Annotated in this window: 13 protein-coding genes; 7 read left to right on the forward strand and 6 right to left on the reverse strand. The window is 42.5% G+C overall.

From position 1 onward, the window contains the following. Positions 1-47 precede the first annotated feature (47 nt). Both MCUP_RS07030 and taw21 read left to right on the forward strand, forming a co-directional pair. Positions 48-1,172, forward strand: coding sequence for an amidohydrolase family protein (locus MCUP_RS07030; protein WP_013738099.1), 1,125 nt, complete (start codon positions 48-50; stop codon positions 1,170-1,172). Then, a complete protein-coding gene (gene taw21, locus MCUP_RS07035) occupies positions 1,135-1,908 on the forward strand; it encodes a tRNA 4-demethylwyosine(37)-methyltransferase Taw21 (RefSeq protein ID WP_013738100.1) in 774 nt (257 codons plus the stop codon). The genes MCUP_RS07030 and taw21 overlap by 38 nt, the downstream gene beginning before the upstream one ends. On the opposite strand, the gene MCUP_RS07040 is transcribed toward taw21, so the two are convergent. Further along, positions 1,900-2,133: a hypothetical protein gene (locus MCUP_RS07040; RefSeq protein ID WP_013738101.1), complete on the reverse strand. Its 234-nt coding sequence runs from the start codon at positions 2,131-2,133 to the stop codon at positions 1,900-1,902. The two genes, taw21 and MCUP_RS07040, sit on opposite strands and share 9 nt — an antisense overlap. 86 nt (positions 2,134-2,219) lie before the next feature. Here MCUP_RS07040 and MCUP_RS07045 point away from each other — a divergent pair, with 86 nt between their 5' ends. Together MCUP_RS07045 and MCUP_RS07050 are read left to right on the forward strand one after the other, a co-directional pair. Beyond that, positions 2,220-3,506, forward strand: coding sequence for a glutamine synthetase family protein (locus MCUP_RS07045; RefSeq protein WP_013738102.1), 1,287 nt, complete (start codon positions 2,220-2,222; stop codon positions 3,504-3,506). After that, on the forward strand, positions 3,506-4,468 hold the full coding sequence (locus MCUP_RS07050; protein WP_048057765.1) for an alcohol dehydrogenase catalytic domain-containing protein: 963 nt from the start codon (positions 3,506-3,508) through the stop codon (positions 4,466-4,468). Before MCUP_RS07045 ends, MCUP_RS07050 begins: the two co-directional genes overlap by 1 nt. Here the strand turns inward: MCUP_RS07050 and rtcA are convergent. Beyond that, complete coding sequence (rtcA, locus tag MCUP_RS07055; RefSeq protein WP_013738104.1) at positions 4,449-5,459, reverse strand: RNA 3'-terminal phosphate cyclase; 1,011 nt, start codon at positions 5,457-5,459, stop codon at positions 4,449-4,451. The two genes, MCUP_RS07050 and rtcA, sit on opposite strands and share 20 nt — an antisense overlap. Positions 5,460-5,472: 13 nt before the next feature. Between rtcA and MCUP_RS07060 the strand changes: the two genes are divergently transcribed. Then, on the forward strand, positions 5,473-5,910 hold the full coding sequence (locus tag MCUP_RS07060) for a hypothetical protein (RefSeq protein WP_013738105.1): 438 nt from the start codon (positions 5,473-5,475) through the stop codon (positions 5,908-5,910). On the opposite strand, the gene MCUP_RS07065 is transcribed toward MCUP_RS07060, so the two are convergent. Further along, positions 5,890-6,936 carry a Y-family DNA polymerase gene (locus MCUP_RS07065; RefSeq protein ID WP_048057578.1) on the reverse strand — a complete coding sequence of 349 codons (1,047 nt, stop codon included), beginning with the start codon at positions 6,934-6,936 and terminating at the stop codon, positions 5,890-5,892. The two genes, MCUP_RS07060 and MCUP_RS07065, sit on opposite strands and share 21 nt — an antisense overlap. Then, positions 6,933-7,754, reverse strand: coding sequence for a PfkB family carbohydrate kinase (locus MCUP_RS07070; protein WP_237697979.1), 822 nt, complete (start codon positions 7,752-7,754; stop codon positions 6,933-6,935). Before MCUP_RS07070 ends, MCUP_RS07065 begins: the two co-directional genes overlap by 4 nt. Positions 7,755-8,017: 263 nt before the next feature. Here MCUP_RS07070 and MCUP_RS07075 point away from each other — a divergent pair, with 263 nt between their 5' ends. Continuing rightward, positions 8,018-9,376, forward strand: coding sequence for a RuvB-like helicase (locus tag MCUP_RS07075; protein ID WP_013738108.1), 1,359 nt, complete (start codon positions 8,018-8,020; stop codon positions 9,374-9,376). Here MCUP_RS07075 and MCUP_RS07080 read toward each other — a convergent pair. Together MCUP_RS07080 and MCUP_RS07085 are read right to left on the reverse strand one after the other, a co-directional pair. Next, positions 9,362-9,835 (reverse strand): NUDIX hydrolase, encoded by a 474-nt coding sequence (locus tag MCUP_RS07080; RefSeq protein WP_013738109.1) that lies wholly within the window; start codon positions 9,833-9,835, stop codon positions 9,362-9,364. The genes MCUP_RS07075 and MCUP_RS07080 overlap by 15 nt on opposite strands. A 48-nt stretch (positions 9,836-9,883) precedes the next feature. Beyond that, positions 9,884-10,480 (reverse strand): hypothetical protein, encoded by a 597-nt coding sequence (locus MCUP_RS07085; protein ID WP_048057580.1) that lies wholly within the window; start codon positions 10,478-10,480, stop codon positions 9,884-9,886. A 235-nt stretch (positions 10,481-10,715) separates the two neighbouring features. On the opposite strand from MCUP_RS07085, the gene MCUP_RS07090 reads away from it, so the two are divergent. After that, positions 10,716-11,543 carry a mechanosensitive ion channel family protein gene (locus tag MCUP_RS07090; protein WP_013738111.1) on the forward strand — a complete coding sequence of 276 codons (828 nt, stop codon included), beginning with the start codon at positions 10,716-10,718 and terminating at the stop codon, positions 11,541-11,543. Positions 11,544-11,673 lie beyond the last annotated feature (130 nt).

Here is an 11,673-nt window from a genome sequence, read left to right on the forward strand (position 1 = left end):
AATTTATATAAGGGCTTAATTCCCGTTACGGTTAGGTAGTATCAATCTTGAGGATACAAATTAATGCGGGACTGGCTTTTGAAAGGTCTTCTGTGTTAAGGAACGTATCGATTTATATAGAAGGATCAAAGGTAGTTTCTATCTCGAAATCAAGAGATGAGGAAGGATTTGAGGACGTAGAATTAGTTTTGGGAGGGAGAGAAAGGATAGTGTCTCCTGGGTTCGTCTCGACTCATACTCTACTTTCGCTCTATCCTTTCAGATACTCAATAGTTTCAGGCCATGAGAACGCTAATGACCTGATATCATCCATGACTCAAAACGACGTCTATCATCTCTCCCTTTTAGGGGCGTATCACCTTCTAAGGAGTGGAGTTACTACTGCGGTGACCGCAGATCCGTTTCCAGAGACCGTCGCGAGGGCCATGATGAAGGTAGGCATAAGGCCCATAATCTCTGTAAATGTAGGATGTAACTGGGGCCCTTCAGACTGGAAAAGGGAGTTTAATGTACTAAATGAAAGATGGAAAGGAGGAGACACCAAGGTAATACTGAAGCTTTGTGATCCCGAGTATGCAGAGGAAGTTATTGCTCTCTCACAAGAAACTAAAGTTCCGGTTTTAGTGGATAGGATAGTAAACGTGACGAACAAGTTTCCTCCCACAGTAATAGCTATGGGTGGAGGATCTAGGTCAGATCTTTCCCTTATCAAGGATAGAAGGATGGGTCTATCTTTCCTTCCATCTGTAGAGGTCTGCAAATTCACTTTGGGATCCTACTCCCCATCCCTCTCTCTGGACCTTAGTTTAAGGTTTGACCCTAGGATGGAAGTTGGGTACGCTGTCTCTAGGCTACTCCTCACGCCAGATCAAGCATTGAGAGCCATTTCGCTTTGGGGTTACGAGCAACTATCAATGAGGTATCCTCTTGAACTAGGATCCACACCGGACTTAGTTGTTTATCAAGTTAATGAGCCTCCTTATTTTCCACTAGATTTCTCGTCACCTTATGAGACCCTCATATTCTCCACAGGAATTCCTGAGACGGTTATCGTAGGCGGGGAACCTGTGTTAGACGGAGGCTCTCCTCTGAACGTAGGGATGAAAGATATAGAGGAAGCTCAGGAGATCATAGATGAGTTCAGAAAGACCAAGTCTTTGGAAAAGGGTTGAAATAGTAGGCGACATAGCTATAATACCGGTCCCATTTGAGTACGATCTCCAAGAGTTAAAAGTGTATGCCGAAGAAGTCATGAGTAAAACTAAAACTAGTGCGGTTTGGGGAAGGAAGAGGGACGTATCAGGACGGTATAGGTTACCAACTTATTTACATCTGGCTGGAGAATCTAGGAGCGACACCCTTTACAAGGAGCACGGTTGCACCTTTTACCTTGATCTAAGGAAGGTCTTCTTTTCTGAAAAATTGAGTTATGAACATAGGAGAATAGCAGAAAAAGTGAGGCCAGGTGAGAAGGTTATCAACATGTTTTCTGGTTTTGGGGCCATCTCGATACTAGCCTATAAGATGAGGAAGCCGAGCGTAGTTTACTCCATTGACATTAATCCTTTCGCATATTATTTCATGATGGTTAACGTTGAGTTGAATAAGGCTTATGGCGTAATACCAATGTACGGTGACGCTTTCAAAAGGATGGAAGAACTTGAGGAAGCAGACAGAGTCATATCTCCTCTTCCCGAAAGAGACGAGGAAGCTTATCTGAGCGCTATGAAAAGACTCAAGGAGGGCGGACATTTACACTTGTTTGTGGAGGTTGAAGTTGAGAGGGGAGAGGATCCGGTAAGGAAGGCTATGGATAGGTTTCCCGGAGCACTAGAAGGCAGGATAGTTAGAAGTACAAACCCCGGTAAGTATCACGTCATTTTAGATATAAAGAAGAGATCACATTAAACTTTTTAGCCAGGTCCCTGCGTATAGGGAGGCGTTCCTGAACTCCGTGAAGAGACCCCTAGCCTTGATCTCCCCCATTAGACTTACCTCAACAACATAAACGAATTCGTTTCCCCTTCTTCTCCTATAGAACACGATTTCATAGTTGCCTAAACTAACCTTTCGTCTTTGTATTATTAAGACTCCAAGGTTCATTAATTCTAACTCTTCCGTTCCTATACCCATAGTTCTATATTTCCGACGCTATGATAAAACCTGGTATGTCTATTTAACGCTTTTATTTTAGCTACGACAGTTATCCGCAGATAGATTTGTCCAAGACGGATCTTATTGAAACCTTAAAGTCTGGTAGAGTAGATTACGTCAGAGTCGAGTTCATAGATGTACTAGGTCACGTTAGAGGAAGATCTCTAAGGAGAGCTGAGTTTGAGAGAATAATGACCCAGGACCTAGGTGTACCGTATGCAGAATCGTTAGTGTTATTAGATTTTCAAGATAGGCCACTCAAATCTCGTTATGAGGACATTATTGCAATACCTGATCCACAGTCGTTCGTGATAATACCCTACCTAGAGAGGACAGCTAGGGTTCTCTCCTTTTTATCGTTACCTGATGGGACTCCATTAAAGTACTGTACAAGGACTCTCTTACAAAAGGCCAACAGTAAACTTGAGGAGCACGGATACAAGCTTGAGATATCATTTGAACCCACTTTTTATCTTTTAAAGAATAACGACGGTTACTTAGAACCCTCTGATGCAGGTAAGGCTTTCTCTCCAGAAGGTTTAATGGATCAGCAATCTTTCCTTAGGGATGTCATAAAGTATCTTGAGCTTGTCGGCGTTCAAGTGGAAATGATAAACAAACATTACGGCCCCGGACAATACGAGATAACGTTCTCCCCTGCCGACGTTATGGTCTCTTCAGACTACCTTATCACAGCTAGGGAAATCATAAGGGACGTAGCGAAGTTATACAACAAGATTGCGACTTTCATGCCCAAGCCTTTTTCCAACACTCCTGCAAGTAGTATGGACATATACGTAACTCTTAAGAAGACAGACGGTTCAGACGCTACGCTAGATCCTAACGATCCAAAGGGAATCGGATTAAGTAAAGCCACTTATTCGTTCTTTGGAGGAATATTAGAGCACCTTAAGAGCATCTTGGCTATTGCCTCCCCAACTATAAATTCTTACAAGAGGTTTCAAGAGATAATAACTCCTAGTTTAGGAGGGATGGGATTTGAGAGACACTTCTTGCTTAGAATACCCAGTAACGTAAAGGAGAGCAGATCCATAGAGCTTAGGCTCGCAGATCCTCTTACTAACTCTTACCTGCTCCTTTCGGCAATAATATTTGCAGGTATAGAAGGGTTGGAAAAGAACCTAGACACTGACGTTAATAATGAGATGACCACTCCTCCTAGGGATATCAGGGAGGCTCTAGGTTTCCTTGAGAGAGACTCTTCATTGAAGTACTCGCTCGGAGAGGACTTGGTGAGAGCGTTTTTAGACCTCAAGTCTAAAGAGATAGAGGACTACGAATCCTTTGTGACAGATTGGGAAAGGGAAGCATACCTGAAGGCTGGATGGTAATGCTAGCCGCTGTACTGAGAAAGTTCGGAGGACCATTGTCACTGGAGGAAGTCTCAAGCCCATTAAACCCAGTAAAAGTTGGTGCTACTGGGCTGTGCCATGGGGATCTTCACATTATTATGGGTGAATGGACATGGGATTTGAGTTTAAAGTTACCTTTAGTTCTAGGACATGAGATATCCGTAGTTAATGAGGATAAAACTTACTTGGTATATAACGCAAGAGGATGTGGACTTTGTAAACAGTGTAGAAGGGGAGAGAATCAATTTTGTGAAAAACTGAACGTATTGGGAGTAAATATGAACGGAGGTTTTGCAGAGTACGTAGACGTTACAGGTTTCCCATTGGTACCGGTAAAAGGGAATCCTATTGATGCGACACCACTTGCTGACGCTGGAGTTACAGCAATGAACTCTGTTGATGGTATAGAACAGGGAAGCAAAGTAGCCGTTTTAGGGACTGGGGAGGTAGCTATGATTTCAATCCAACTACTTAGGAACGAAGGGGCTGAAGTTTGGGTTGTTGGCAGGAATCAAGCTAAGCTAAGGAAGGCAAAGGAGTTAGGTGCCGACGAGATAGTCTACACCGGTGGTGAATACTCAACAGATCTATCCGCATTTGCCACCTCTAACAAATTCGACGTTATCATAGATTACGTAGGAAGTCAGTACACTCTCAGAGATCTGCCTTGGTTGCTTAGGAGAACGGGTGAGTTAAGGGTGGTCGGAGAGTTCGGAGGCGAATTAACCCTACCCGAACAACTCCTCGTCTTGAGGGGATTAAAGGTGAGAGGTATACTTTACGGAAGTTTAGAACAGATGAAGCGTGTGGTTAGGCTATACGAAACGGGCAAATTGAAGACTCTAGCCTTGCCTTACTCAATTAAGGAGATAAACAGTGCAATTATAGATCTCATTCAAGGTAGGGTAATAGGCAGACCCGTCATATATCCAGGTTCCTAATTTTTAGTCTGAAGGGCGAGTGACCCTGAAGGTCTACGTTCACTCTAACGAACCTCTTCACTACCTCAAGGTTTGTCCTTGCGTGAAGCGTAAAACTCGATCCTATGTAGTCTAAGTTAGTTAAAGACGAGAGAGTAATCAAAATGTCGCTCATATGCGAGTCTACAGCAGCTCCAGAGCTCAATTCTGAGATAAGGTCTTTAGCTGCATTTTCTCCTATCTTCTCAGCTGAAACGCCTCGCTCACCGAGCGAACTGGACCCAATCACCGAGTCTCCTCTTGCAGCTAGCACAATTCCGCTTCCTACGGTCCCTGTAGTTTCAGTGTCTTCTATGATTTTCGTTGGAACCTTTAGCTGATTTAAAATGCGCAACGTCCCTTGAATCTGCCTTTTAGCCACATGAGGTGGTAACGACGTCGAATGTGATATTCCTGCTATCTCCGATAGTTTACCAAATTCAGTAAGGTTTACCTCACTTATCTTGGCGTTAAAGAAAGAGAAAACGGCCTCTCCATCGCCTTTAGGAAAGTGTCCTCTTCTTACGAGTCCTATCTCTCCCTTAATTCCAGCCTTCTCTAAAATAGGGATCAGAATCAATCTGAGGTAATCTATAGGAGGTGAATGAGGAACGTCAGTTCCACCTCTGATCTTTAAGGTTATCTTTCTGTTAATCATAACGGGTAGAGCAGTGATGGCAACTAAGGATATGCTTCCTGCAGTTCCTATATCGATAGTGAAGTCCCCCTCCTTTATCTCTTCGGGTTCGAAAACTAAGACCGTCGAGTTCAACTCGTCTCCCTTCACCCTTGCAGAGCAGATCGCTTTCATTAGCTCAACGCTGCTCAGATGTTGAGGCTGTAGGCCCGGATTCTTCCTTTTGGCCCTAATGTTAGTGATTTTAAACCCCTTCCCAGTCAAGCAGGATAGGGCAAGAGACGTCCTCAGGATCTGTCCTCCGCCTTCACCGAAAGACCCATCTAGTTCTATCATGTAATAAGTGTCAATGAAAGTGAAAATAAAGTCGGTAGTTAACCCGATAGGATGGGAAAGGTTAGTTGTGATTCCTCTGACCTCTAGTGGAAAGTACGTTCTAGGTCTGAACTTCTTTGAAGACGTGGAGGGAGGGAGGCAAGGTAGGTTCGTGGTTGTTATCGATAAATTTGATGAACTAAACGATATCAAACTAGTTGAAGGCGAAAAGGCCCTAGTGGAGGCAGCAGAGGTAAGACATGATTACAATAAGATATCTAAAGTCTTAAGGATTGAGAAGTTCAGACTATCTTCCTTTATACCATTATTCTTTAACGTTTCTGTCAAATCGCAAATAGAGGGAGAGGATAGAGGGATTATGGGCTATTTAAATTACATCAACAAATTTGGTATTCCAGATTTAAAAGATATACGAAATTTAATTCAGTTATCAGTGGAGGAAATCCTCTAAGGTTGAGGACCTCGATATCTTACCTAGCCTGACTCCAATCCTTCTGATTTTCCTTCTGTCCGATTCAATGATCTTCTTGAGCAGCTCGATTGAAACTACATTTGCGTATTCCCTCGTGAGGGCGAACTTGTAGCTCTTTCCCTTACTTACTATGTCAAGGTCCTCCATTATAGCGACAACGTATATTTCCATTGGTAAGCCGTTTATTTTACTGAACGCTTCGTCAACAGCTCTCTTGATAAACGGGAGTATGACGTTTATATCTCTAGTATTTTCGGTTAAAGTGACATATCTACCTCGGTGTGACACTTGCCTAGGCTTTACCTGTTCGTTATAAGTATTAAAGGCTAGGCTCATCAAGTAGGAGGCCCTGCTTCTGCCGACAAGTTTAGCCAGATCTTCTATCCTTAACTCTCTCACATCCCTTAACGTCTTTATTCCTCTCTCTTTGAGGATCTCCTCAGTCTTCTTACCTACACCTGGTACCTCTGAGATCTCTATCTCATCGATGAATTTCGTCACGTTATCAACTACACCTAGCCCATCTGGCTTGTTCCTTTCAGCGACAATCTTAGCTAATACTTTGTTTGGACCTACACCTATCGTCACTCTTAGCCCTTCTTTTCTAAGTATGTCTTCTTTCAATCTCTTGGCAAGATCCATTGCCTCAAGTAAGTTCCTTGCCTTCCTACTTACGTCAACGTATGCCTCATCTATGCTAGCTATTTCCATCGAGTCGCCATAAGTCGACACAATGCTCATGACCCTATCTGAGATCTCCTTATAAAGATCCTTTCTCATGGGAACGAAAATGACATCCTTTCCTATTTCCTTAGCCTTCACTATAGCCATCCCAGCCTTAATTCCTAGTCTTCTCGCCATATAGTTGGAAGTAGCTATGGCTCCACTATCTTTAGTTCTACCCGAGTAAACGCAGACTGCTACTGGCTTTCCTTTAAGGGAAGGGTTTAGTAGTTCTTCCACTTGTGCAAAGAAATAGTCTATGTCCACAAATAATACAATCATCTGCAAGTTATTTTTAGATCAATACTTTTTAGCTTTTCCATTATTTCGTGCAGAGTTGGTGAACTTACACCTCCCAGTCTCTCCACTTTTAATGCAGAAGCCGTTATAGCAAACTTCAAAGCTTCCTCTACGGACTCGTCCGTTGAGTACTTAACGTTGAACGCAGCATCGAAAACGTCACCTGCACCTGTCGTATCGAGCACGTTCACCTTAAGCCCTTCAGCTTGACATTCCACTCCATCACCATAGACTAGCGCTCCCTTAGAGCCCCTTTTTATAACTACCAGCTTGGCGTTGATCCTAGAACCGAGTTTCTGATACTCAGCATAATTGGAGTAAATAATGTCCACCCTTTCGCCTGAGTAGTCAGACGCGTAAGGGCCCGGATCGTAGCTGACCAGCCTAGCGCTCTCGTCATAAATCACTGAAGTCGGTGGAATCGAAGCGAAATGAATCACGTCAAACATACCCCTCATTTTGATGACGTCTTCTGCAGTTGGTAGTAGGGTTCGAATAGTTTTCCTTATCATTGAAATCTTACCTTCTTCCCTCAAGAAAATTAATGTCATGTTAGGCTCACTTTCAACTTCCTCCACGTAATCTAATCCAACCCCTTCCTCTGCCAACTGAGACATGAGACTCTTTACTACTGAGGATCTCCCTATCTTTGAAAGTATCTTGGAACCATGTCCTAGTCTGCGTACGCTAAGTGCATAATTTGTGGCCGCTCCTCCAGGGAATATTCCCATAACGTCTGTGTAAACAGGGCTATCTGGTTCAGGTATTTTATCAGCCTTAACTATCACGTCTATGTTCAACTTACCTACTGATAAATGAACCGGTACGTTCAGTTAGCCGCCACCTCTTCACATTTCTGACTTAATTGGTGTCATCATGTATTAAGACTGTTCCTCCTCTCCTCTAGTTAATTAATGTTTAGCTGACTGGCGTATCAACCTTAATAACATAGGGCCGTCTCTAAACACTTTGAATATCCTTCTCGTCTAGTTAAGAGATAAAAACCATAAATTGTAAAGTTAAATTCAAAAATACCTCTTCCCTCAAATTTATGGGGTGTCCAATGGCTGAGATCAAAGAGATTAAGAAGATTGGAAGTGAGAGGTCTAGTATTCACAGCCATATTACAGGCTTAGGGATAGATGAGAACGGAAAGGCTAAATATAAGGCAGACGGACTCGTTGGACAAGTAGAGGCCAGAGAGGCAGCTTGGGTAGTAGTCCAGCTTATAAGGCAAGGCAAGATGGCAGGGAAGGGGATACTACTAGTAGGCCCATCAGGCACTGGAAAGACCGCCTTAGCAGTAGGTATAGCTAAGGAATTAGGAGAGGACACTCCTTTCAACACCCTAAACGCATCTGAAATTTACTCTGTAGACTTAAAGAAAACAGAGGTACTAACTCAGGCTCTGAGGAAATCTATTGGCGTAAGAGTGAGACAAAAGAGGATGGTATATGAGGGAGTGGTGAAAGAGATTAAAATGAAAATAGCTAGGAGTAAGATGAACCCTTACGTACAGATACCTAGGGAAGTTGAGATCAAACTAGGAACCAAGGATGAGGAAAGGAGTTTAACTGCAGGAGAGGCCATTGCAGAGCAGATAAGTAGACAAGGAGTACGTAAAGGAGATGTAATATGGATAGATGCAGAAACCGGAAACGTAGTTAAAGTTGGAAGGGCTAAAGGTTTCGAGGGCGTTAAAACTTATGATATAGAGTCAGGAAAACTGGTGGAGATACCTGCAGGGCCAGTGAAAAAGGAGAAGGAGCTAACCAACACGTTCACCTTATACGACTTAGATTTAACGATAGCTGCACAAAGCTTCTCTATAACTGCCTTGTTCTCAGCCTGGACTGAGAGGGAAGTGAACCAGGACATTAGAAAACAAGTGGACTCATACGTGAAAGACTTGATCAGCAAGGGAGTAGGCGAACTTATTCCAGGGGTGCTCTTCATAGACGACGCTCATATGCTAGATATCGAAACCTTCTCTTTCCTGACTAAAGCACTTGAGGCCGAGCTAGCACCAATCCTAGTCTTGGCAACTAATAGGGGAACGACAAAAATAAGGGGTACAGACGTTGAGGCCCCTCACGGCATGCCGCTGGACCTTCTTGACAGGTTGTTAATAATCACTACGAAACCTTACACCAGGGAGGAAAACAGAGATATAATAGCGATAAGAGCTGAGGAGCTAGATATCGAATTGGATCCCCAGGCGTTAGAGGAGCTTACCAATCTATCAGTTGAGGATAGCCTTAGATATTCAATTCAGTTATTAGAGCCTTCTCAGGTGATAGCTAGAAAAGCGGGCCGAGGCGTAGTGAAAGCGGAGGATGTTAAGGAGGCGTCCAGGTTGTTCAGCGACTTAAGAAGAAGCGTTAAATATGTAAAGGAGAATGAAAGTCTATTTCTCAAGTGATGACTGGTCGACGGCGTGGATTTGATGACCTGATCGTTGCCGGACTGACAAAAAGTCCTTAATTATTCGATACGTCATGCCCCAGATAACGTAACCTTCATAAATATAGTGATCATCTTGCTCCACCAGTCCTTCAGGATCTATCCAAAACCACCTATCAACTTCCGCGTCTGGACGAACTTCTTCTGTATCAGTTTCACCTAAATAGGCCGCTACATGTAGGTCTCTCTTATTATTTGGCGAATACGTTCCCAAGAAACTGAGATTCTTCACGTTTATCCCGACCTCCTCCATGACCTCTCTCCTTGCAGTTTCTTCACAACTTTCGTTTCCATCCCTATGGCCCCCTGGTAGAGCCATATGTCCGCTCCACGGATCTCCGTTCTGCTCCGCTCTCTTAATCACTAGGAACTTCCTATCTTTTCTTATGATAAGAACAACAGCTGCGTTACATTCCATAAATTAAATACTTATTACCTTGATTATAACTGTTCCTAAGAAGATTGATTAGCCATAGAATCTAGGGACAATCATTTTCCTGTGTTTCAAAATCTTCTTTGAAATACTAAGGTGGTCTTCAAGAGCTTGCTTATTAAAGACAGCACAAATTTTTGCATCAAGTACAGACTCCATTGACTTCCTTAAAGTTCTCGTTACTTCTTCAATTTCAATCGTTTTAATTATTTCTACACCTTCCTTTAGAGCGTCATCAGTGGCCCACAAATCAAATCGAGTTACAGGGGATTGAATTATCTGCTCAACGTAATAAAGAGGTTTCCATGCGTCTAGAGCGTGCCCGTGATCTATAATGTATCCCTTTCCATCTCTCATCATTACGTGTTCTCTCTTTAGATCTACATTGAGTAGGAATTCCTCAAAAGGTAATGTCTTACCTAGATCAAAGTAGTTCTTTATATCCTGTTCTTTTAATTCATCTAGATGATCCATTGAAAGAGCGAAACCTTCGTTGCCTAAATCTACAAGTTCAACCTCATTAATAGGCAAACCTAATTGTTTTCCTAGTTCTGATGAAAACAGCTCGGCAGAAATCTCCAGCGCGACATGAACGTCCTTCTCTCGTTTTGGCCTTTTAATATATTTCATTGATCCCAAACGATTAAACTCCCTTTTAAAAATCTTAATTATAATGTGCTAAACGTTAAATTTAAGTGAGGAAGTGGTCTTTAATAAAATTTCTACAGGATTTGATAAGGAAGATTCCTTGTAATAATTATCTATATATTAGACTAATTAATAACAAATAAATATAATCACGTCCATTGTATTACCCATGAGTTACACGCGACCCCTCATACGCGTTCTTATATTACTGGTTATATTGGGAATAATAGCGTACGTTGTTCATACGTTGCTTATAGCCTTTGTATCTTCTAAATCCAATTTAGCCCCATATCTTAACGACATACAGCTCGGTTTAGACGCTGCGATAGTAGGTATAGTTGGTTACATTATGATCAGGATAATTAAGTACGCTTTAGACAACTATCTCGCATCTAAGGCTGATAAAACTACAGTCAGATCTATCTCTCTTATAGTGGATATACTTCTCTATTCTCTACTCGTGTTAGCTGTTTTGTCAGCGTTGGGAGTCAACTTAACCGGGGCTGCTATAGGAGGTGCTGTGGGTGGAGTAGCGATAGGACTCGCGGCTCAGACCGTGGTATCAAACATATTATCCGGGATCATGGTGACCACGAGTAAAACAGTGAGACCAGGTGACGCTGTAATTTTAAGTTCTTGGATATGGTCACCTCCTATCGTTGGGGAGGCAGAGAGAGTAACCCTCCTCTTTACAGAAGTAAGAACGTATACTGGAAACCTAGTAAAGGTTCCTAACTCGGCCTTCCTTGGGAATACAGTTTTCACGAAACTTAGGGAAGGCGAGGAGCTTGTTTATCCATATGAGCTAACGATTAACGCTGACGTTCCAGGGACTGTTCTACTCGAGAGAGCTAAAAACATAATTGAGGACGAGTTCAAAGTAGCGAAGGCGGAACCACCTAAACTTTCCTTCAATAGCAAGAACGGTTCAACTAACGTTTTCCTTGTTTTGATAAAAGTTGAGGACATTAAGAACCTAGTACATCATATGGATATAATAAATAAGGCGTTTGATAGGGCTTACTGGGAACTTAAAGGTAAGTGAGAAGGAACTTCAAGTGTGCACGATCAGGGAGATTCATCGTGTTACCCAAATTCTATTGACTAGAGTTTCAATAAATACACGGTTTAAGATTGGAAAAATATGAAAAATTTTAGTCTATAAAAACGCATCG

Origin of the sequence: Metallosphaera cuprina Ar-4 (assembly GCF_000204925.1) — an archaeon.
In the GTDB taxonomy this organism is placed as follows: domain Archaea; phylum Thermoproteota; class Thermoprotei_A; order Sulfolobales; family Sulfolobaceae; genus Metallosphaera; species Metallosphaera cuprina.

Excerpts from the sequence above, each read along its gene's own strand:
- taw21 (WP_013738100.1), top strand. The coding sequence starts at position 1,135 with ATGAGTTCAGAAAGACCAAGTCTTTGGAAAAGGGTTGAAATAGTAGGC.
- MCUP_RS07040 (WP_013738101.1), bottom strand. The coding sequence starts at position 2,133 with ATGGGTATAGGAACGGAAGAGTTAGAATTAATGAACCTTGGAGTCTTA.
- MCUP_RS07050 (WP_048057765.1), top strand. The coding sequence starts at position 3,506 with ATGCTAGCCGCTGTACTGAGAAAGTTCGGAGGACCATTGTCACTGGAG.
- rtcA (WP_013738104.1), bottom strand. The coding sequence starts at position 5,459 with ATGATAGAACTAGATGGGTCTTTCGGTGAAGGCGGAGGACAGATCCTG.
- MCUP_RS07060 (WP_013738105.1), top strand. The coding sequence starts at position 5,473 with ATGAAAGTGAAAATAAAGTCGGTAGTTAACCCGATAGGATGGGAAAGG.
- MCUP_RS07065 (WP_048057578.1), bottom strand. The coding sequence starts at position 6,936 with ATGATTGTATTATTTGTGGACATAGACTATTTCTTTGCACAAGTGGAA.
- MCUP_RS07075 (WP_013738108.1), top strand. The coding sequence starts at position 8,018 with ATGGCTGAGATCAAAGAGATTAAGAAGATTGGAAGTGAGAGGTCTAGT.
- MCUP_RS07080 (WP_013738109.1), bottom strand. The coding sequence starts at position 9,835 with ATGGAATGTAACGCAGCTGTTGTTCTTATCATAAGAAAAGATAGGAAG.
- MCUP_RS07085 (WP_048057580.1), bottom strand. The coding sequence starts at position 10,480 with ATGAAATATATTAAAAGGCCAAAACGAGAGAAGGACGTTCATGTCGCG.